At 59.1% G+C, this 22,029-nt stretch carries 15 protein-coding genes; 7 read left to right on the top strand and 8 right to left on the bottom strand.

Going from position 1 to position 22,029, the window contains the following annotated elements; genetic code table 11:
* Nucleotides 1-146: 146 nt before the first annotated feature.
* On the bottom strand, nt 147-848 hold the full coding sequence (cgr1, locus tag SFHG_RS07335; protein WP_042435759.1) for a cytochrome c-type protein Cgr1: 702 nt from the start codon (nt 846-848) through the stop codon (nt 147-149).
* A 30-nt stretch (nt 849-878) separates the two neighbouring features.
* On the bottom strand, nt 879-2,522 hold the full coding sequence (locus tag SFHG_RS07340) for an FAD-dependent oxidoreductase (RefSeq protein ID WP_042435760.1): 1,644 nt from the start codon (nt 2,520-2,522) through the stop codon (nt 879-881).
* 472 nt (nt 2,523-2,994) lie between these two features.
* Here SFHG_RS07340 and SFHG_RS07345 point away from each other — a divergent pair, with 472 nt between their 5' ends.
* A complete protein-coding gene (locus tag SFHG_RS07345; RefSeq protein WP_162096567.1) occupies nt 2,995-4,470 on the top strand; it encodes a helix-turn-helix transcriptional regulator in 1,476 nt (491 codons plus the stop codon).
* Between the two features lie 1,170 nt (nt 4,471-5,640).
* Here SFHG_RS07345 and SFHG_RS10150 read toward each other — a convergent pair.
* From SFHG_RS10150 to SFHG_RS07370, 5 genes are all read right to left on the bottom strand, one after another.
* Nucleotides 5,641-6,873 (bottom strand): ATP-binding protein, encoded by a 1,233-nt coding sequence (locus SFHG_RS10150; RefSeq protein ID WP_148514806.1) that lies wholly within the window; start codon nt 6,871-6,873, stop codon nt 5,641-5,643.
* A gap of 72 nt (nt 6,874-6,945) precedes the next feature.
* A complete protein-coding gene (locus SFHG_RS07355; RefSeq protein ID WP_042435763.1) occupies nt 6,946-10,131 on the bottom strand; it encodes a type I restriction endonuclease subunit R in 3,186 nt (1,061 codons plus the stop codon).
* 6 nt (nt 10,132-10,137) lie between these two features.
* Nucleotides 10,138-11,052: an AbiJ-NTD4 domain-containing protein gene (locus SFHG_RS07360; RefSeq protein WP_042435766.1), complete on the bottom strand. Its 915-nt coding sequence runs from the start codon at nt 11,050-11,052 to the stop codon at nt 10,138-10,140.
* 2 nt (nt 11,053-11,054) lie between these two features.
* Nucleotides 11,055-12,170 (bottom strand): restriction endonuclease subunit S domain-containing protein, encoded by a 1,116-nt coding sequence (locus tag SFHG_RS07365; protein WP_042435769.1) that lies wholly within the window; start codon nt 12,168-12,170, stop codon nt 11,055-11,057.
* Entirely contained in the window at nt 12,157-13,773 is a 1,617-nt protein-coding gene (locus SFHG_RS07370) for an N-6 DNA methylase (RefSeq protein WP_042435771.1), read from the bottom strand. The genes SFHG_RS07365 and SFHG_RS07370 overlap by 14 nt, the downstream gene beginning before the upstream one ends.
* Nucleotides 13,774-14,119: 346 nt before the next feature.
* Here SFHG_RS07370 and SFHG_RS07375 point away from each other — a divergent pair, with 346 nt between their 5' ends.
* Both SFHG_RS07375 and SFHG_RS07380 read left to right on the top strand, forming a co-directional pair.
* Nucleotides 14,120-15,253, top strand: a complete 1,134-nt coding sequence (locus SFHG_RS07375) for a hypothetical protein (protein ID WP_148514807.1) — start codon at nt 14,120-14,122, stop codon at nt 15,251-15,253.
* Nucleotides 15,254-15,312: 59 nt separating this feature from the next.
* Nucleotides 15,313-16,242, top strand: a complete 930-nt coding sequence (locus tag SFHG_RS07380; RefSeq protein ID WP_042435778.1) for a DUF4268 domain-containing protein — start codon at nt 15,313-15,315, stop codon at nt 16,240-16,242.
* 12 nt (nt 16,243-16,254) lie between these two features.
* On the opposite strand, the gene SFHG_RS07385 is transcribed toward SFHG_RS07380, so the two are convergent.
* A complete protein-coding gene (locus tag SFHG_RS07385) occupies nt 16,255-17,160 on the bottom strand; it encodes a Fic family protein (RefSeq protein WP_042436203.1) in 906 nt (301 codons plus the stop codon).
* 406 nt (nt 17,161-17,566) lie between these two features.
* Between SFHG_RS07385 and purN the strand changes: the two genes are divergently transcribed.
* The 4 genes from purN to SFHG_RS07405 all read left to right on the top strand — a co-directional run bounded on the left by purN (nt 17,567) and on the right by SFHG_RS07405 (nt 21,976).
* Nucleotides 17,567-18,181 (top strand): phosphoribosylglycinamide formyltransferase, encoded by a 615-nt coding sequence (purN, locus tag SFHG_RS07390; protein ID WP_042435779.1) that lies wholly within the window; start codon nt 17,567-17,569, stop codon nt 18,179-18,181.
* Complete coding sequence (locus SFHG_RS07395; RefSeq protein WP_042435781.1) at nt 18,174-19,163, top strand: XdhC family protein; 990 nt, start codon at nt 18,174-18,176, stop codon at nt 19,161-19,163. Before purN ends, SFHG_RS07395 begins: the two co-directional genes overlap by 8 nt.
* A 114-nt stretch (nt 19,164-19,277) precedes the next feature.
* Nucleotides 19,278-20,915, top strand: a complete 1,638-nt coding sequence (gene purH / locus SFHG_RS07400; protein ID WP_042435784.1) for a bifunctional phosphoribosylaminoimidazolecarboxamide formyltransferase/IMP cyclohydrolase — start codon at nt 19,278-19,280, stop codon at nt 20,913-20,915.
* A gap of 161 nt (nt 20,916-21,076) precedes the next feature.
* Nucleotides 21,077-21,976 carry a J domain-containing protein gene (locus tag SFHG_RS07405; protein ID WP_042435787.1) on the top strand — a complete coding sequence of 300 codons (900 nt, stop codon included), beginning with the start codon at nt 21,077-21,079 and terminating at the stop codon, nt 21,974-21,976.
* Nucleotides 21,977-22,029 lie beyond the last annotated feature (53 nt).

The following is a 22,029-nucleotide window of genomic DNA, read 5'->3' on the forward strand; positions in this document are numbered from 1 at the left end:
TTACGCTTCGCTTGGCCTTCAGACGCGCGAAACCCGCAGGTGAGGAATCCCTACCTGCGGGTTTCGTGTTTGTGCGCTCCTGTTGGGCATGACGGTTGCTTGCGTGCGCTCGAAGCGGCTAGCTTGCGGTCGCTTCTGCCAGCAGCTTACTGCTCGTCGGTTATGCCGGCGGCTTCCTCGAGCAGCTTGCTGTCGGTGTAGCTCAGCCAGCCGTCGGGTACCACGGCGTCGGTGTGGCACTGCGTGCAGTAGTTCACGCTGGCGCGGTGCGCTTTATGGCACGTGGTGCACTTCTGCTCACCGTGCTGCGGGGTGTGCGGGTTGATCTTGCCCATCCACGCCGTCTTTTTCACCAGTTCGTCACGACCGTAAGGGTGGCAGCTCGTGTTCATGCAGAACTCGTCGGAGTTCTCAAGACCGCGCGCCTCCACCAGCTGCGTGGACGTGCGCTCGCCAAGCGGGCTGTCGTAGTTGCCGGTGACCCACTCGGCGCCCTCGGTCATCTGCTCGTCAAGCTGCGGCACGTGGCAGTCCATGCAGGTTTTGCCCGCCTGATTGTGCACGGCGGCCAACATGCTGCTGGCGTCCTCGACCTCGTTGCCCCACTTGTCGGTTGCCGGCTGCCCCGGCGTGGCCTCGAACGTGGGCAGGTAGGGGTCCATCGGGTCGTGGCAGATGGCGTTGCAAAAGCTCGGCTGCTCGTGCCACACCATGAAGCCGGCGCCGGCCACCACCAGAACGACCGCGATGCAGCCGAGCGTGATGCCCAGGCGCTTGCGCTTCTCCATCGGGCGTTTGGCCGCCGGCTGCGACGCCTCTTCGCGTTTCGTCTCTTCGGATTCGCTCATCGCTTACTTCCTTTCCAACGCGCTCGGCGCCTACGCGATGCCCAGTACGTTGCGTACGGCGATGCGGCCGAACGCGCAGCATTCGCCCAGGTTGCCGCCGCCGTTGTACATGTCGCACCACACGCTGCCGAACTCGCCGGCGCTGTAGAGGTTGGGGATCACATCGCCGTTAAGGTCGAGAATCTGCGCATGCTCGTTGCGGCGCGGGCCGCCGTCGGTGTTGAGCATCGTGGTCGAGCAGTGGCACGCATGGAACGGGGCGCCCTTGATCGGGGTCAGCGTCTTAGCCGGACGGAAGAACGCCGGGTCGCTGCCGTCTTCGCAGTACTGATTCCACTGCGCCACGGTCTTCACCAGCTCGTCTTTGTTGATGCCCGCCTTGTCGGCCAGCTCCTCGATGGTGTCGGCCGTGTAGCCATAGCCCTCGCTCGACGGCTCGAAGTTCGGAGCCGTCGAGTAGGCCATCATCTTCTTGTAGCCCTCGTCATCCAGGATGTACCACGTGGTCTTCGGCATGGGCAGGTGCGGCCATTCGCCGCCGAACTGCATGTGGCCATGGCGGCTGCCCACGTTGATGTTGAGCGGATTCTGGTCGATGACCTCCCAGTCGTGCTCATGGTCGGAATCCCAGTCCATAAAGAAGCGGCGGCCGTTTTCGGCCACGGTGATGCCGAATTGCTTGGGCGTGCGCATGGTCACGTCTTCGCCCTCGATGGGGCTGACGCTCGTCCACATGCCCGCGCAGCTGTTCATGTGCCACATGTCGGCGCCGATGCGGGCGCAGATGTAGTGGCCGTCGCCAGTGTTCATGCGGCCGGCGATGCAGCGCGCAGTGGCGGCGGACAGGTAGTCGGCGCGCATCTGCTTGTTGTTCTCGAAACCGCCGCAGCACATGATGACGCCCTTATTGGCCTTCACGTACACGGTCTGGCCCTCATAGGTGTACACGCCGCCGAGGACGGCCTTGCTCTCGGGGTCCTGGATGAGCGCGGTAAGCGGAGCGTTCAGCTTGTGCGTGATGTTGGGGTTTTCCGCGAACACCGAGTTTACAAACTTGATGACGTGGTCGTACTTTTCGTCCTGGAAGAACAGCACGCCCAGGTTGTAGCCGTGCGGCAGCTCGGCATACTCGGGGTAGCACGTATCGCCGGTGCCGGGATGGAAGTGCGTGGTTGCCTTGATATAGCTGTCCTGGAACCCGGGCAGGCTTTCCAGCCACGTGCGATTCTCGTGGATGCCCTCGGCGAACGCATCGAGCACCGCGTCGGGCGTGTTGTCCATCTCGCCGCGCAGCTCGTAGAGGTACTGGCGGAAGCCTTCGGCGTGCTCGTCGTCGGTCCACAGCACGCGACCGGCGGAAAACGGGCTGTCGCCGTCGCCGAGCACGAGCGCGCCTTTCTCGAGCAGCAGCGCCTTGGCGCCGTTGCCCTCGGTGGCCACCGTTGCCGCAGCCACTTGACCGGCCAGGCCGCCGCCCACGATGAGCACGTCGGTTTCCTCGTCCCAATCGATCTCGCCGATCGACTGCGCGAAGTTGTTCTTGTTGGGTTCCTTGCCCTTTGCGGAGCATCCGCCGAGCGCGGCGGCCGCGGCGCCAGCGAGCACGGTCGCGCCCGCCGCCTTGATGAAGCCGCGACGCGACTGCGTCAGGTTCAAATCAGCCATCGAATCCATCTTCGTCCCTTTCCGTGAATTCCGATTCCCACGTCTGTGGCTGATAGGAACGATACGCAAGCCGGCTGAGGGAATCGTCACCCGCACCTGGGGTAACGCATGCGTCAAAGCGGGTGAAATAGGGGGTACCCGAAGAGGGGGAGAAGCGCATTTCCGCAGGTGAGCGCTGCTTGCCGGAGACGGGGTGGCGTTTCCGGCAAGCGGTAGAAGCGAAAGTTGCGAAATATAGCGAAGGGCGGGCGTGCCATTCGGGTTCTAGGCTTTTTGACCAACTGCGGCCATTCGTCGGAGTTTCTGAAACGACTTGACTTCGGCTGCAGAGTGGCAAATTGATTGACGAGATAGTCGGAGAATGCTATTTGCCCCGCATATCTGCATGCTATTATGCCTGCAGCACATTTCAAATATTACAGGAGTGAGGAACATGGAACGCAGCAGCGCGAGATCATCTTGCGGCAAGGTTGCTGGCGGAATGGTCGCAAAGGTCCAGGAACCGCGCGAACGAAAAGCGGATGGGCGAAAGGCCGCGGCAGCATCGGACGTTCCCGCAAAGGCGATAGCCGCAGCAGGGAAAACCCCTTCTGCGTCGGACAAGCCACGTTGGACGTCCATCGGCATCTGCTGCACGCTTGCATGGGCGTTCCTTATCAACGCAGCAGGTGGAGAAGCGCCTACTGGCCAGCTTTCATGGCAAGTATCCTATTTCGCGTTAGCGCTGGCCATGGTGGCCTTCGGCTTCATCGCCCGCAGCAAACCCGCCTTCGTGGAATCCCCGATGGCGGGCTACGTTGCCGCCGCCATCGGCGCGCTTGGCGCCGCGGCGCTGTTGTTCTCCAGCGTCACGCCCGACCTCGATGCGCTTGAATACCCCGCCACCATCGTGTGCTCGTGCGTGCTTGGCTGGCTGTACCTGCAGTGGGGCATGTTTTACGCGCGCGTGAACCTGCGAACGGCCATCGGCTGCCTGTTCATCGGCAACATTGCCGCATCGGTGCTGAAGTGCGCAGCGCATTTCAGCCCGTTTCCGCTCATGTGCGCCATCACCATGGCGCTGCCCGTGGCATCGGTGCTGCTGTGCCGCATTTCGCTTATCGATGCGCCGGTGGGCGGCCGCGCCGCCGTGCGGTTCGAGTCGCATAACCTGCGCGGCCTCTGGAAAGTGGCGGTTGCGGCGGCGGTGCTCAGCTACGTTACCGCGTTTCTGGTGGGCACGTCGTTCGGCAACCAAAGCGCGGCGACGGCCGACGTGTTCCTGCTCGGCCGCGCGTTCGAGGTGCTTATCTCGGGCGTGGTGCTGGCCGTGGTGATTGGCGCGAAGCGGGCGTTCAACTTCGCGCAGCTGTGGCGCATCGTGCTGGCGGTTCTGGCTGTCGACGTGCTCAGCCAGGCGTTGCTGCCGCAGATCACGTTCATTCGCTGCGTGGAAAGCAGCGCATGGGACTTGCTGGTGCTGTTCACATGGCTGACCGTCATCGACATTGCGCGCCACGCAAAGGCCGACCGCAACGTGGTCATCGGCGTAGGCTGGGCCGTGTACGCGGCTTCCTTTGCTGCAGGATCGGTGCATTCGAGCTGGTTTTCGCTAGGGCATTCCGGTATGGCGTTCACCACGCTGCTGATGTTTGCGCTGGCCATGGTGGGCACGTTCTTCTTGGAAGTGCGCGACCAGGACACCAAATGGATCTTCGCCGAGTTGTCCGGCGAACGCGTGAGCGCCCCGCAAGACCATCGCAGCATCGACGAGCGTTGCGATGCCATCGGCGCCGAACGCAGCCTAACGCCGCGCGAGCTTGAGGTGATGAAGATGCTGTGCAAGGGCCGCACGAAGTCCTACATCGCAGAAACGCTGTACCTGACAGAGAACACCGTGCGCAGCCACGCCAAGCACATTTACACGAAGCTCGATGTGCACAGCAAGCAAGAGCTCATGGACCTGGTAGGTGCGTAGCTGCCGTCACCTTGCGTTGATAAGTCGTCGGGCGTAGCGATTGGCCTGGCCAACATTGACGGCAGCAATCAGCTTGTTTTCGGAAGGGTGTGCTGCTGCGTAGGCGTTTTTGATTGCATTGCGGTCCGTGGCGGCTATGTTCGCGCCTCCGAAGTCCCAGCTGATACCTATGATGCCGCGCTTGAGCTAGTCTGCTGCGTAAACCCCACCGCGCCCCGCGCGAATCATATAAGCTCCCATGGTCCACCTGCTTTTCGGTCGTTATTAGTTCGCATTATCCTACCGGGCCGAACAGGGGACGGAGGTGTGTTCACGCACTAAGTGAGAGACAGGTGCCCGTTGAAGTCGAGCTGCCCATAATCGTGACGGTCGGACCGGAAGCTGTGCTGAAGGCTACCTCGACCTCCCCGTCTTCCGGGCGGTCGACCCGGTTGTCCTCGAAGTGCAGCGTGCCGATGATGGCGATACGGTGCCGCTGTCGAGTTCTGGCGCCGAGCCGAACTTGCTCCCGGTGTTCTTGCCTAGCCATGCCGACAATTGGGCGTTGTCCTCGAGTGGTGCGAAGTCCACTTCGACAATCTGATCGTTCGTGCCTGTTATAGCCGGGGAATGCCGGAGCGCAGAGGGCGCTGTGCTTGTTTGTCCACAACGAGGTGGCGATGTTGAGACAATAGTCGCTCGAGGCATTCTTTGGGTTGTCTTCGAGTATAGGGAGCATGTTTTCAACGTTCTTCCGCGTTGCCAGGGACCGATTCAAGCTCCTCGAGCGTTTTGCTCTTGGCTCCTCCGGCTAGCATCTCCAGCGCAGTGTAGAGGCGCGCTGGCAACGTGATGTAGCTTTCCGTGCCTGAGAAGTCGTCCTTGAACAAGCGAGCGACGATGGACATCGGTCCGGGTTTATTTCATCTGTTTGGGACGGAGTCGGAATGTATCTTGGTGCTGCTCCTTTTGCTTGTGCTGACTTTTGCGTCGCTAGAGGTGCGGGGGATTAAGTTGTCTCAAGCGAAACAGGTGTCATAATCATGGTCTAGGTAGCTTGCGCTCATGCGACCTTCTTGCATGCGGAATGTGAACACACGGAGGTGGCTCTATGCCGCTATAGAGAAAGCCCCGATTGCGCTTGCAGCGATTACCGCCTCGCCAACTTCGATGTATCCGCCCGCCGCACAACTACATGTCCCCATTCCACATATGCTCGCGATACTCCTCCAGTAGATCGACCAAAGTTGCCGATTCCCTTGCATGGCGCTCTATGCTCTCGTAGCGATTCGTTGAACCAGATAGATTACCAGGCACACGGCGCGAACGTGTTTGTTGCCCGCAACGGTCAAGGAACTCATCCCAGTGAGTTTTGATCCATTCCTCAAAACAAGTACGCTCATTCTCATCCTCGAATGTTGGGATAAGCGTATCAAGCAAACGAACTTCTTCGACTGCGCTGGGACCTTCTTTACTTTCATCTAGCTCAAACATCATCGCGATACGCTCAATGGAGCCCTTAAGGTAATAGGCGTAGAAATGAGCGGCTTCGGAAAAATCCGCGCGGTAAGAATTGTGAAGGGTGGAGATACTTGGCGCCGGGATCCACAGATGGTCGGAATATGCACCGGGCATTTTATGAATCATTGTCTGATGGTAGTAGAAGTAGGCTGTCCACCAGTTTGGGTGCGAGAAAAACGGGCTAGCCAGCATAAAGTACTCGACTCCGGTCCAGCCTTCTTCAGGCTTGCGAACAAAAGTGAACTCGGGAAAGTCGGCGTGGCAATAGCAGTACCCGCCATATTCCTCATCCCTCGCTAAAACAGGAAGGGTATGAACCCATTTGGAAGGCTCGGACAGCAGCTGAGGGAGCCTCTCAAGTGGCGTTTTGTCCAAACCAAAATGCCTACGCCAAAGTCGCTCGGTCTCGAGCGGGTTGGCCGTCTCCTTTTTTGGGGTATTGTTGTCAGCGTTCCTCGTATAGACGGCACCGGCACGAACAACACTGCGCCCCTCTCCATAATCAACGGTCAAATAATAAGGCAGGGATTCGCTATCGTGGTCAATTAGGACAACGTCAATACAAGCGTTGCCCAGCTTAATCGATGCGACGCGAACTTTGGGAATCCCATCGGCCCAGTGCTTTGCACGCAGCATATTAACGATGCTTTGCGTATTCCTCCGTTCGCCCAAGAGATTAACGTCGCCGGTTGGCTGAAAGTCCTCTTCTTCGTTAATGCCGATAATCAAAAGCCCTGTTGTGTCTTCGGGATTGTTCGCCATGCAGATTATGTCGTGAAGTAAGTCCGCCTTGTTTTCATGCCACTCACGCTTGAAATCCCAATAGGACCCTTCGCGCTTGAGGTTGGCAAGGTCTGCCACTAATTTTGGCAATGATTCATCATTCGTATATCTTGGTTCCATCCAGCACCTGCTATTAATCGTTGCCCTTTTGCATAACTCCGGAACGATAGGCGGACGCCCTCGACCACCTATCTACTCGTAGCTTTTGAAGTTTTCTGCCTGCTCCATGACCTTCTCGAAAACCTCCTCATCCCACTCGGGCGGATAGCCGTTCTTATAGAGCAGTACGGTCAGATCCATGTTGAGTTGGCTTTTGATATCGTCGCGCGTCGACCAGTCGGCATATTGCGCCTTGTCGTTTACGAGTTTCGAAATCTCTTTTGCAAGCGCAATGCACTTCTCGTCGTTGAAGATAAAACCGTGGTCGTCGCGCACCTTAACCAGGATGTCGTAGAACGCCTTCTCCTCGTAGGTTATGCCCATCTTCTCGAAGGAGTCCTTGTCCTCCTTAAGATCGCGAAGAATGTCAATGAGCTGCTCGCTTAGGTTATCAACAAAATCAGATACGACCTCGCTCGTAAAGGTAAGGTTGTCGCGTGAGTTGTAGGCGTCCACCACCTTGCGAAGGCGCTCATCGAATTGTTGCGCTTTCACCTTGTTGGTGCGTCCGTAATCCTTAATTGCCCGCTTTACGAGCTTCATCAAAGCGTTGAATTTAGTGATGGGCATTTTCATGGCGTTGAGTTCGGCAACTGCCGCTTCGCCGAAGAGGTCCTCGGGGCCGTCGGCGTCGATAACGCTCTCCACGCCCGTGCAACTAATCGCCTGTCGTACCATCTCCTCAACGACCTCGTTCATCATCTCAGCATCGGGCGCATCGCCCTTGGTCTGTTTGTAGACGATGGAGCGGATTGCCAGGTAGAACTGGGACATCACGGTCTCGCGGTCGGAAAGCTCTCCCGAGGGGAAGCATATCTGGTACGCAGATTTCAGGATGCGCGTGAGTCCCATGAATCGCGTCTGGAACTCTTTCGAAAGCTGTACGTACTCGGCGGCCCTGTTCAGGCACCCGAGGCGCTCAAGGGGCTTGCCCGTATGGAAGGCGCTCGAGTCGAAGTTGACCAGGAGGTCGTCGATCATAGCCAGGTGGTTGCGGAAAATGCCTAGGGCGACGGTCAGATCGTCAATAGCGCTGGAATCATCGCCGCCATAGGTCTTGAGCGCTTTCATCATGTTCTCTTTGATGCCGATGTAGTCGACCACAAGCCCCTGGTCTTTGCCTTCGAACACGCGGTTCACGCGACTGATGGTCTGTACCAGCGTATGGCGTTGCAGCGGCTTGTCGATATACATGACGGCGAGCGAGGGAACGTCGAAGCCCGTGATCCACATGTCGCATACGACGGCCACCTTGAAGTTCGAGTCATTATTCTTGAACTGCTTGTCCAGCTTCTTGCGCCATTCCTTGTTGCCGCAGGCGTCGAAGAGGCCCCTCGGGTCGTCCTTGCCGCGCGTAGCCACGATGTTGATCTTGGGCAGCGCCTCGAGCTCCTCCAGCTGCTCTTGCGAAAGCTTGCTCTCATTTTCTGCCTTCTTCGCCACGCCCCATTCGGGCCGTATGGCCAGGATGGCGTTGAGCAGGTCGAAGGCATGGGCGCGGTTAGAGCAGACGATCATGGCCTTCTGCACCACGCCCGGCTTCTCCCCGCAGAGGCGCTCGTAGTGCTCGACCATGTCGGCTGCGAGCTTCTTAAGGCGGTCGGGATCGCGCAGCAGCACCTCCATCGAGCTCATGGCGCGCTGGCTCTCCTCGATGGCGTCCTCGGTCGAGCCCTCCTCGGCGCAGCGGTCGTAGTATTCTTGGATCTTCTTCGCCTCTTCATCGGAGAGGAGCACTCGCGCCAACCTTGGCTCGTAGGCGATGCGCACGGTGATTCCGTCGTCGCTCGATTCCTTCATGGTGTAGCGGTCCACAACGGGGCCGAACACGGCGATCGTCTCGTCGATGGGCGTGCCCGTGAAGCCGACATACGTCGCGTTCGGGAATCCGTCGCGCAGGTATTTGGCGAAGCCGTAGCGGGTGAAGGCGCCCTCTTCGGTGATCATGAGCTTAGAGCCCACGCCCGTCTGGGTGCGGTGTGCCTCGTCGGAAATGCAGATGATGTTGCAGCGGTCGGAAAGGAGACCCATCTGCTCGCTGAACTTCTGGATGGTGGTGATGTAGACGCCGCCCGATTCGCGCCCGCGCAGCGTCTCAGCCAAGTCGTCGCGCGTCTCGATGCTGCGCACGTTCTCGTCGTGCAGGAACCGCTTCGCGGTCACGAACAGCTCGCTTGCCTGGTTGTCCAGGTCCTCGCGATCGACGATGAGCACGATGGTGGGATTGCCCAGCTCTTCGCTGCGTCGAAGCATCATCAGGCGCGAGAGGAAGAGCATCGTGTACGTCTTGCCGCAGCCAGTGGCGCCGAAGTACGTGCCGCCCTTGCCGTCGCCCTCGGGCCGCAGGTGCTCGCAAATGTTGTCGAGCATCCTCGTCGCTGCGAAGTACTGCGGGTAGCGGCAGACTATCTCGGTGGAGTTTTTGCTGTCGTCTGGGAAGAAGACGAAGTCGCGAACGATTGCCAGGAAGCGGTCGGGCGCGAACGCGCCCTCGACCATGGTGTAAAGCGAGCTGATGCCGTTCGACACCTTATCGACGTCATTGGCCTTGTTCCAGGCGTAGAAATACGAGTACGGAGTGAACACGGTGCCGATCTTGCTGTTGGCGCCATCGCTGACCGCGGCGATGCAGCAGTACTTGAGCAGACTCGGGATGTCGCGCGCGTAGCGGATGGCGATTTGCTTCCACGCGTCGTGGATGGTCTTATCCTCCTCTATGGCGGTCTTGAACTCGAGGATAGCGAGTGGTATGCCGTTCACGAAGCACAAAAGGTCGGGGCGACGGGTGCGCACGTCCTCGACCGTATATTGGTTCACGATGAGGAAATCGTTACTCGAGATGTCGTCGAAGTCGATGTACTCGATATAGACAGCAGGCCTGTTCGCATCTTCGCGAAGAAGCGTGTACCCCTCGTTGATGAGCCAGAACCCTCGTTGACACCCGTCGTAGAGCGGAGTCGAGGGGATACGCTTGAGCTCGCTCACGAGCGTCTGGAGCTCGCCCTCAGTTAAGTCGATATCGGCATAGCGGCGTCGAAGGCTCGACTTCAACCGGTCTTCCATGAGCGGCTCGTCGAAGCGGCGGTGCAGCAGCTCGCCATTGGCATAACTCCAATGAACACCGCCGGCATCCTGCTGCTGGAACAGCTCGATGATCGCCTGCTCAAGCTCGTCCTCGGTGAACTTGCTGTTTTCGAATTTAAGGTCTGCCGCTTCCATGCTTGCCTACTCTTTGTCGGTCGTTTCCTGGATGAGGTATGTGTTAAGGGCGCACGCCAGATTGACGGCAAGGTTGGCCATGGGCCTGCTCATCTCGCACCCCGTCGCTCCGGAGCCATGTGCTGCCGCCTTGTTGCGAATGATGGGAAGCGACATAAGAACGCTGTTCTGGAAGGCCTCGGGCTTAAGGCCCTCCGGGAGGGACAGCTTGCCGGCCTCGAGCAAACGCTTTGTAAGGCCGTTGGCCGCCTCCGTCTCGGACCCCGAACCCAAGATGACCTTGAGGACGCTCTCGTAGCTCTTCTCGGCATTGATCACAGCCTCGGCGTAATCGCCGCGCCCCAGGAAATCGATGGCCTTCCTCAGTTCGTCGTAAGCTCCCTGATAGAGAGGGCACGCATCCTCGAGTTCCTTCATCTCACCGAGAGTCTTGAGCTTTAGGTCTTGCTCAAACTGCCTGGAATCGATCTTGACCAACCGTCCATCGACGAGAATCCAGGGGATATCTTGCTCGCGGAGCACCTTGTTGATCTCGTCGCGGAAACCGCCCTTGCCGTTTTCGGCGTCGTCGGAAAGCTCCTCGTATTGGAGTTCTATGAGGTCGAAGAAGTGCGGCGTGCAAACGTTTGCAAGGGCATGAACCTCGTCAAGGCCCGAACCCATGCACATCATATCCAGGTCAACGACCCGGTAATCGACGCTCTCGTTGAGCTCGCGTATCGCAAGATCAAGGGCGTCGGTATCGACGGTATAGTTATCGTAGCGACTGGGCTGGAGACTAATCGGCTCACGGAAGTCCTCCATGACGCGTGCGATTAGGACTTTAGCGCTATAGGGAACGCTGCCGCCGTCATCTCCGCCAAACCAGTTTGACTCGTCCTGAAGCAACTCCTCATAACGCTCAGAGAATAGGTGTCCCATGATTACCTCGACGCCTCCTCGACTGAGCCCCGGATAAGTATGGGGCATAAGTCCTTGAGCTGGGCTATGAGGCGGGCGTTAATTCGCGCCCTCGTCCAATACGCTCTCCTTAATTCAGCGATAGCTTTAATTGTTTCACCGTCGGGGATTGGCATTTCGCAAGATAAGAAGCGGTCAATAGCCATGCTGCCTCGAATGCTGTCATCGCAAATAAACCAGCCATTACGACCAATTTCCGCACGAGAGAACCAAGCCATTAGAAACACTGCCATATCAGTATTCGATGCCATGAAAACAGAGTACGCTGGTGAAACAGCAATACAGGAGTCCGTTTCGTTCACCGCAATCGGATAAGAGGCATCTCTACCGACATGAAGCAGATTGCATGCAATCTGACCTGGTTTGACCAGCTTGTATTTAAGCAAGTCGTCGCTGCTTGCCTTGGAGAGCATAAGCTCCTTCTTGATGTTGACACCGTAAGCTACGTCACACTTGCCGTCAAAGTTGCGAACGTCGACTTCACGTAAGTAGTTACCGACAGGTTCCCACGTCTTCGATTTCTTGCACCGATCAAGAAGCGCGTCGCACGTCAGCTTGAGATCGTCGAGGCCCTTCTCGTATGCCCGCTGGTTAGCCAGCATCGCCTCATAGATGGCGACATACTTCCGTTGCACCTCAATCGGCGGCAAATAAATCTGCATGTCACAGAGGGCATTCCAGCTAAAAACTTCTGTAGAACTGCCCCATGAGCAGAAACAGGCTTCGCGGTCCCATTCATCCCGCGAAAAATGAAGAAACAAATACCTCGCATCGAGTTCGCCGCGCTTAGCGGGGGAGATTCGAAATGCGGCGTTGTTCCAGCTGATAAGGACTGAACGCATCGTGTCGTTAAATCCAAATCCAATATGTTTGCCATGGGTCCGTGGATTATAAACAAACGTATTGGGCGGTACAACAATATATTTTGATATGTCGGCATCCTCTAGTTTCGCCTTCGTCGGAATTAACTCCTTGGTAATGGTCATGCCAACAACAGCGTCTTTGCTAAGCGCACAATCAGCATTGGTTTGAGTGACTTGCTCAATATAATCGCCCAGTCTAGCTTTAATTAATCCCATAACCGATACCCTCGAACGCGGCCTCGAGCATGGCCTGAGACTTCTTCTCGGTAGCCAAAAGCTCTTTCATCTCGGACTGGATACGGCCCATCTCTTTCTCGTAGTCGATGCCCAAATCATGGTCAATGAACTCAATGTATTTGCTCGGCGTGAGAGCGAATCCATGGCTCTCGATGGCGAGCCCATCAGAGTCGTCACCCTTGATGCGGACGGATTTGCACAGCTCTGGTACGTCCTCATAGCCGCCGTCGACGCAACGCCAACTCTCGAAGATGCCTTTAACGCGAGAAATCTGCTCAGACGTGAGCACCGTTTTCTTCTTGTTCTTATTCTTGTCGTACGTGTATTTCTCGATATTCTCATTCCACGTGCGCAAATCCATGAACAGCACCTCGCCGCGGCGGTCGCGCAGCTTGCGGCCGGCCTTTTCGCCGGCTCCCTTATTCATGTTCAGGATCCAAAGCGTCACCGAGATATCGGTGGTGTAGAACATGTCGCGAGGCAGTACGATTATGGCCTCGACTTTGTCGTTCTCGAGGATCTTCTGGCGTATAGCGCCTTCGTCGCCGTCGGCGTTAAGGGCACCATTGGCGAGCAGAAAGCCCGCAACCCCATGGTTAACGTCGAGCTTCGAGAGCATGTGCAAGATCCACGCGTAGTTCGCGTTGGACGCGGGCGGTATGGGATAGCCTTTCCAGCGTGGATCGTTAAGAAGCTCATCGGCGCCGCGCCAGTTCTTCAGGTTGAACGGCGGATTTGCCATGATGTAGTCGACCTTCTTGTCCTTATGCTGGTCTTTCTCGAAGGTTGAGACGGCTTCCTCGCCGAGATTGTTCGAAATGCCGCGGATGGCCAGGTTCATTTTGCATAGGCGCCACGTATCGGGGTTCGATTCCTGTCCAACGACCGAGATCGCGCTGCTATTGCCGTGGTGACGTTCCACGAACTTGTGAGACTGCACGAACATGCCGCCCGAACCGCAGCACGGGTCGTAGACGACCCCCTCGTAAGGCTCGATGAGCTCAGCGATGAGCTGAACAACGCAAGCGGGTGTGTAGAACTCTCCGTCCTCCTTCGAGCTGCCGACGGCGAACGTCTGCAAGAAGTACTCGTACACGCGTCCGATAAGGTCTTCCTCGTGGTAGCGCTTCTCGCTGATCTTGGCAATCTCGTCTATGAGCGACTTAATGGAACTCTTGGTTGCGCCGAGCGTGGCAAACAGGCCCAGCGGCAAGGCGCCCCTGAGCGAGGGGTTTGCCTTCTCCGCCTCGCTCATGGCGTTATCGATGATAGTTGCGATCGCGTTGTCTCCTGCGTGATCGACAAGGTAAGTCCACCGTGCAGGTTCGGGCAGATAGAATACGTTGACCGCGTTGTAGAAAGAAGGCTTCTCAAGGAATGCCGGGATGTCGCCGTACTGCTCGGCGAGCTCCTTGCGACGATTATTAAATTTGTCTCCAGCGAACTTCAGGAATACGAGGCTGATGACGGCGTCGCGGTTCTTCTCCATGCTGCCGACGCCGCGAAGCGCAACGCGACAGTTCCACAGCACTTGCTCGAGCGTAAGCTCAGAATCCTTCTTCTTGGTGCTTTTGCGTGGCATAAGGCTCCTATGAGGTTGAAAAGCGGGAAGCGTAAGATAGGGGAACCAACCGCTCGTGAAAATCTTTTCCGCATCAGTTTAGCATTCAACAGGACGTAAAACCCATGATAGAAGTGGGTATATATCGTAAATGCGATGCAAATGGAGAGGCGAACGCGCTATGTGCTCTTTGTTGCCGAAAACAAGGGCACTATGGGTGCAGTGGGGATCTTCGACATGGAGAACGTCAAAATCGCTTGCGTCAGGAAGCTCTTTTATAAGATGGGCATGAACGACGTGTTCTGCCACAATGGGCAACGTACGAGGACTTGCTTGAAGCGATGGAGGGATGAATCGGGGGTTGACCATGAGCCACAAGGAGAATCAAGAGGAGGCAGAGCTTTCGATTTATGAGCAATCGTTGAAAGTTGCGAAGGCAAAAGGCGGAGAAGCGAGAAGGAATGTCTCTCGACTGTCTGGCGAGGCCCGCTTATTCGATAGGCCCGATATTCTCATCACAGCCGAAGGTGGAAGAAGGATGGTCGGCATAGAGCACTTCCGCGTTGACCACCATATCGGGAGGGGTAAGAAGGTTGAATCTAAGTCTGCGAGGTTCTCTTCCGATGCAGAGCGGTTTCGAAAACGACACGAGGATGCAGCTCGTAGGGGTGCTTTGGCGGAAGATGCTTACCAAGGGCTTGGCGATTTGATTAGTCGGGCGATACGGGAGCAATCGAACGCCTGTGTTGGCGACATCAGCACTTCGCTCGACGCCGGACTGTTCGGTAAGGATGGTCGCGGGCATGTGTCCAAGCTCGATGCGTATCGCGAGAAAATAATGCAGATTGACGCCGATGCCGATATCCGGCTTGGATTCCTGATTGAATTCCATACGGATTTGCGTCAATGGTTCCTTAATGATGGATTTAAGGAGATCAAGGTATCTCTAGGTCGGTTCCCAATAAGTTGCGAAGCCTTTGAGCTTCTCAAGAAAGCATCGGATTACGTTGATTGGATCTTGCTTGCGTTTTGCCCGCTTTTCGGCAACGAAGTGAGAGATGCTGCAATTATCAGATGCAACAATGGCATGTTCGAAACGAGTGCCGCTCGACAAGGCGTAATTCAAACACCATATTTAGGCCTTGGGAAAAAGGCGCCTTTCGGCAAACAGGATAGACAAGGAAAGGTTGGCTTCGACGTCGGAAACAACGTTGTTGACTATCTGGTCGAAAACACGTCCGAGCAGATGGATGCTATCGAGTTGTTCAACAACTCGATAAGCGGAGCCGCTGAGGCGTTCAATCTGGCACGGAGGAAAAAACCCTTTGCTGCAACGATGTCCGTTCAGCTTGCCTACGACGTAGCAAAAGACTCCTTGAAGCACACAAGCGGGAATGTTGAACCGCAGGATGTTCTTAAGGCGATTGGCGGGATGAATCCATCAGAGAAGAGCGCGCGGATGGAGAATTGGCGGAAGCACTGGGGCAACGATAGCGCATAGCTCAATTCTCAATTGATACGGACGAAGCGGCTACGCGCTAATGATTTGATAGGAATGCGATGAAATATAACCTCGACAAGCTAAAGAAAGTCGATCTGCGCGATGTGTGGCCACATGAGGCGCTTGACTTCACCAAGTGGCTCTCCCAGGAGCCCAATCTTGTCATGTTGAGCTCGGCAGTCGGCATTGAGCTTGAGCTTATAGAGGCCGAGTCGTCGGTGGGCTCGTTCAACGTCGACATCTATGCGCAGGAAGCTGGCACCGGACGCAAGGTGATCGTCGAGAACCAGCTTGAGGACACTAACCACGATCACCTAGGCAAAGTAATCACTTACGCCGCCGGTAAGGGCGCCGAGGTTGTCGTATGGGTGGTGGCGCGCGCACGCGACGAGCACCGTCAGGCCATTGAGTGGCTCAACCAACACACCGATAGCGATTTCGGGTTCTTCCTAGTGGAGATAGAGCTTTGGTCCATCGGAGACTCCCTGCCCGCCCCGCGCTTCAACGTGGTCGAGCAGCCTAACGAGTGGACGAAGGTCATCAAGCTCAGCGAGGGCCTCTCCGAGACCGAGCGCGTCAAGCTATCGTACTGGACCAAATATCGCGAGGTGGCCCAGACAACACCTGGGTTTTTGAAGGTTTTCAACCCGCAGAAGCCCTCGAAAGACCATTGGACCACGTTGCGCTGCGGCACGTCTGCCTATCACATCGCGCTGCTCATAGACACGCAGCACGGCCGCATTGGCATCGAGTTCTACGCGCCCGACGACAAGGAAATCGGCTACAAGGCCATAGACAACACTGATTTGTTTGAAAAACGTCTCGGCCTTGCGGCAACGCCCTTCGACGCCAAGAAGGCATCGGGGCTTCGTTTCTACAAAGATGGCTGCAAGATCAAGAACAACGAGGCCGCGTGGCCAGGATTCATAGCCAAGCAGCTCGAGTGGGCTCTTGCCATGAAGCAGGTCATCGGCGAATTGGGGCTGTAGGCGCTTACGCGTTTAGATGGCTCGCGGCCCTTCGTCCTTCCCTGTGCGCAACGCATCCTTGGGGTCGACGTTGCGCAGCAGGCTGGGGTCCTCGAAAAGGCGGGCGCAGATCATTTCCGTGCGGTTCAATTCTCCGCCGTCTTCTCCGATGACGTTTTTGTAGAACCGCATCAGGAACGAGTCGTCGGGAAATATCTTCGCCGCTGCGTTGCGGTATTGCGCCCGCACCAGCGCATCGCGGAAGTAGCGCGCGTGTTTGGCGAAGGGGTCGTTCGCCACCTGGAACCCCAGGCTGTTCAGGTACAGCTCCGAGAACACGGCGATGGTGCGGGTGTTCCCTTCGTAAAACGGATGGACCTGCCACAGGAACGCGATGGTGTGGCAGAAGCGTCGCAGCTCCTCGTCTGTGAACGTCGTGTACGCCGCGGCTGCCTCGTTCGCGAACGCGCCGCGAAGGGACATCTCGTAGGTCAGCGGGTCGGCGTACAGCACGCTGTCACCGTTGAGAATCTCCTCCTGCTTGATCAGGCGCTCGCTTTTGAACTGGCCGGGGTGGTAAACCGTGGGGTCGAGGTCCTGGAACAGGTACGCGTGGATGGTGGTGAGCATGTCGGGCGAAAGGAAGAACGCGCCGCGCGTGAGCAGCTCGGCGATGCGTTGGCTTACCAGGTCGGCTTCCTTGTTTTCCCGGCTTGCGCCGGCGTCGGCGTATCGCCCGCGAACGAGCTCCCCAACTTCGTCGAGCCCCTTTTCGCCCTGAATGTAGGCATGAGCTTGGTCACGCAGGTAGTCGGACACCTTCAGGCCATCGACGTCCTGCAAGCCGATGGCGACGGCCCAATAGTGCCTGCGTCGCTCTTCCGAGGTGTATTCGGAAGCCGGTCGATATTCGAAATCGTCGTAGCTGTCTGCGGACATAACGGTTACCTGGGTCACCCCGCTCCGCGTAGGAGCCCTTCCTATGGTTGCGCCGCAATCGCGAACGCTTGTGCGTTATCGGAACATGATAACACGCTAACCGTCGACGTCGCTCAGATGTGCGCCTGCTCTGCGTGCGAACAGGGGACAGGGGCGTGTTCGCGAAGGCCTCTCGCGGTGAACAGGGGACGGGGGTGTGTTCGCGATGACTCTTCGCGTTTCCAAGTGCTCCCGCGCGAACGCGCCGCGCGTGCTTGGCGAAGGGGTCCTTCCCCTTTCTCCTTCCCCCTTGAATACTTGATGGCGCTTGCCGAGAGCGGGGGCTTGCTTCGCCGCCTGCACGTATACTGGTTACATAGTGCGAATCGCGGGGCTGGTTGGGCGCCGCTTGATGAAAGGCTGTCTCGTGTCCGAAAAGTTGAAGATCGGCGTGCTGCTCTCCGGCAGCGGCACGAATTTCCAGGCCATCCTCGATGAGGCGGAAAAGGGCCTGCCCGTCGAGGTGGTGAAGGTGGTCGCGTCGCGTCCCGATGCGTACGGCATCGAGCGTGCCAACGCTGCCGGCATCCCCGTGCTGGTCATGAACCGCGAAAAGTACGCCGACTCCGAGGCGGCTGATGCGCAGATTGTGGCCGCGCTGCAGGAAGCCGGCGCGCAGTACGTGGTCATGGCCGGCTACATGCGCAAGGTCACGCCCGTCATGCTCGACGCCTTCCCCAACCGCGTGCTTAACCTGCATCCGGCGCTTTTGCCCTCGTTCAAGGGTGCGCACGCCATCGCCGATGCGTTCAACGCCGGCGTGAAGGTCACGGGTGTCACCGTCCATTTCGCCAACGAGGACTACGACAAGGGCCCCATCGTGGCGCAGGAGCCGGTGCGCGTGGGCGAGGGCGACACGCTTGAAACCCTGGAAGCCCACATCCACCAGGTGGAGCACGAGTTGTATCCGCGCGTGCTGGGCTGGCTGGCCGCCGGCCGCGTGAGCGTCGACGCGGAGGGCAAGGTGCACCTTGGTGAGTAAGGAAACGCTGGCGGCAATCGCCGCCGATCTTCGCGCGGGGCGCGCGGTGGAGCTTTCGCCCGCCGATTTCCCGTGCTTTTCCGCCGAGGCGCTGAAGGGCAACATGCACGTTTCTCCCGATGACCTGGGGAAGCTTTCTGCTGCCCTCACCGCCGCCGACGCGCCCACCTTCGAGCGCGCCGCCCGCGCCATGGCCGAGGGCGACCTGGCGTGGCTGGGCTTCAAAGTGGTGTTCGACCCCGCCGCCGCCCAGGCCAACACCGACAACGAGGTCACGAAGAAGTACGGCGACACCGGCTCGGCCGACGGCGCCGGCATGGTGTTCTTCTGCAACGATGCGAAGGAGATCGTCTCCGCGCGCACGCCCAGCCCGCGCGACGCGTTCCAGATGAAAGACATCACCCGCGGCCCCGGCATGCACAACGAGCAGTTCGATGGCCTGACCTGGCTTTCCGTGCCGCTGTTCGATCAGGTGCGCGTGTGGCTGCTCGGCGCCTCCGACGCCGCGGCCGAGGTGAGCGCGCTGGCCGCGCACGTGGGCTTCGCCATCACCGCGGTCGACTACGACCCGGCGTACCTCTCGCCCGAGCGCTTCCCCGACGCCGAGCGCGTGCTGCTCGACGGCGGCAACTTCGACGAGCTGGACAAACTCACCCCCGCGCCCGACGACTACGTGTGCGTGCTCACGCGCGGCCACATGTTCGACCCCGAGGGCTGCGTGTGGGCCGTCAAGCACAACGTGCGCTACGTTGGCATGATGGGCTGCAAGGGGAAGAACTCCACCGTGCACGACCTGGTGCTGGCTCGCGGCGCCTCTGAGGCGGATTGGGAACGCATCAAGCGGCCCATCGGCCTGAAATTCGGCGCCAAAACCCCGGCGGAATTGGCTATCTCCATCGTGGCCGAGCTGGTCGATGTACGATATACGCAGCGCTATAGCCCCGAGGCGCGGGCGCGTCACGAGGAAAGCCTGGGCCGTTAGGGCCCGGCAGGCAACCCCGAAACAGGCATCTTGCGGGCAGCGCTTCGGCGCAAAGCCCCGCTTTGCGATAAGGAACGGACTTACAAGGAACGGTTCAAGGTAAGGAGAGAGCAAGTGGCAGATCCGAAGGTCAAGCGCGTACTTATCTCGGTGACGGACAAGACGGGCGTCGTCGAGTTCGCCCGCGCGCTGCATGACGAATTCGGCGCGGAGATCATCTCCACGGGCGGCACCGCCCGCGTCATCGCGGAGGCTGGCGTGCCGGTCACGCCCATCGACGAGGTGACGAAGTTCCCCGAGATGATGGACGGTCGCGTGAAGACCCTGCATCCGATGGTGCACGGCGGCCTGCTGGCCAAGCGCGACAACGCCAAGCACATGGCCGAGGCGGCCGAGCACGGCATCCAGATGATCGACATGGTGGTCGTGAACCTGTATGCATTCGAGAAGACGGTCGAGTCCGGCGCGGACTTCGGCACCTGCATCGAGAACATCGACATCGGCGGCCCCTCCATGCTGCGCAGCGCCGCGAAGAACTTCGAGAGCGTCACCGTGGTCACCGACCCCGAAACCTATGAGGGCATCCTTGCCGAGATGCGCGCCAACGGCGGCGCCACCACGCGCGAGACCCGCATGGAGCTGGCCCTCGAGGTGTTCGAGACCACCAACGCCTACGACGGCGCCATCGCCGACTTCCTGTTCGACCAGGTCCAGGCCGCGCATCCGCACGAGCACGGCGAGGGCTGCGGCTGCGAGGAGGGCATCGAGGCCCAGGGCGAGTTCCCGCCCGAGTGCGCTCTGTACATGCAGAAGCAGCAGGACCTGCGCTACGGCGAGAACCCGCATCAGCAGGCCGTCTTCTACCGCGTGGACGAGTTCGCCCATGAGCACAGCCTGGTCAACGCCCAGCAGCTCAACGGCAAGGAGCTGTCCTACAACAACATCCTGGACACCGACGCATGCTGGTCGCTCGTGCGCGAGCTCGACGAGCCGGCGGTCATCATCCTGAAGCACCAGAACCCCTGCGGCTCCGCCACGGCCGAGAACATCACCGAGGCCTACGACAAGGCCTTCGCCTGCGACCCGAAGAGCGCCTTCGGCGGCATTATCGCGGCGAATCGCCAGGTCACGCTGGAGATGGTCGAGCACATCAACGAGAACAAGCAGTTCGTCGAGGTGCTCATCGCCCCCGAGTTCGAGTCCGCCGCGCTTGAGCTTCTGCAGCAGAAGAAGAACCTGCGCGTGCTGCGCACCGGCGGCATCGACGCCCCGGCTGCCGTCGAGGTCCGTTCCGTCGACGGTGGCGTGCTGGTCCAGGACGTCGACCACGTGTCCGAGGATCCCGCAACCTTCACCGTTCCCACCGATCGCAAGCCCACGGACGCCGAGATGCACGAGCTCATGTTCGCATGGCGCGTGTGCAAGGGCGTGAAGTCCAACGCCATCCTGGTGTCGCGCGACCACGCCGGCATCGGCATGGGCCCGGGCCAGCCCAACCGCGTGGACAGCGCGCTGCTGGCATGCAAGCGCGCCCATGAGGCGTGCGAGCGCATGGGCGTGGAGCCCAAGGGCCTGGTGTGCGCGTCCGACGCGTTCTTCCCGTTCCGCGACAACGTGGACACGCTGGCCGAGTGGGGCATCACTGCCATCATCCAGCCCGGCGGCTCCGTGCGCGACGAGGAGTCCATCCAGGCGTGCAACGAGCACGGCATCGCCATGGTGTTCACCGGCCATCGCCACTTCCGCCACTAAACCTGGCAACCTGCGAGCGGTCCGCCTTTTCGGCGGGCCGCTTTCTGTATGCGCTGATTTTGGCGAGTCCGTGCGGTTTTCGCGCCGGTTTTTTCTGACGAATGCGTGACATCCCCGGCGTTTTGGTTGTGCGGCGGGCATCGTCCCGTATAGTCGGCGTTATGAAGAAATCAGAAGCGCTCAAAATACTGGGTTTGGTCGACGGGGCTAGCGACGATGAGATCAAGAAGGCTCATCGCAAGCTCGTTATCGCCCATCATCCCGACAAATTTCCTCTGGACTCGAAGGAGCACGCCGAGGCCGAGGAGCTCACCAAGCAGATCAACGAAGCGCGCGACGTGCTGATCAACCGCAGCTGGTCGCCCGAGTTCGACCCGCGCCGCGACCCGCGTCCGTATGCGGGCAACCCTTACGCGCACCCGACGGGTTCGGCGGGGCAGGGCGGCGCCGCCGGCCAGGGCAACCCGTTCGACCCGTTCGCCGGCTGGCCGTTCGGCGGTGCGGCACAGGGCCAGACCACGTATGTGTGGACCAGCTGGGACGACATCTTCAGCGGTGCGGCTGGCTCGCAGCGTCCGGGCTCGGGGCAGAACGACGCAGGTCAGCGCACTGGTGGCGCCGAGTGGCCGTTCGGCGGGTTCACCGTTGAATACGACCCCTTCGACCCGTTTGCGCCGTTCCGCGCCGCACGCGCGCAGCAACAGACCGGCGAAGAGGTGTTCGCTCGCGCGAAGAAGGGTCTGCGCGACGAGGCGCTCATGGTGGCCGCCAAGGTGGTGGCCCTTGCGGTGCTCTCCATCGCCGGTTCCTCGGCAACGGGTTTGTTCCTGTATGTGATGGCCTCCATCATCTACGGCCTGTACAAGCGCATGGGAAGCCTGCTCGTCATGCTGCTGGTGCCCATCATGATCTTTGGCGCGCCGCTCATCTTTATGCTGGCGCCGCGCAATGGCTTCGTGGGCGCTCCGCTCACCGTGGCTTTTTTGGTGTCGGTGCTGTTCGACGTGCAGAACCTCCGCGACCGCATCCGCACGTACCAAGCAGCGAAGGTGGGGCTGTAGCGGAACGGGTGCGTTGCAGGCGTGCGGAGTAGTGGCGCCGGGTTCTGCGCGCT

Source organism: Senegalimassilia anaerobia JC110 (assembly GCF_000236865.1).
Lineage (GTDB): Bacteria > Actinomycetota > Coriobacteriia > Coriobacteriales > Eggerthellaceae > Senegalimassilia > Senegalimassilia anaerobia.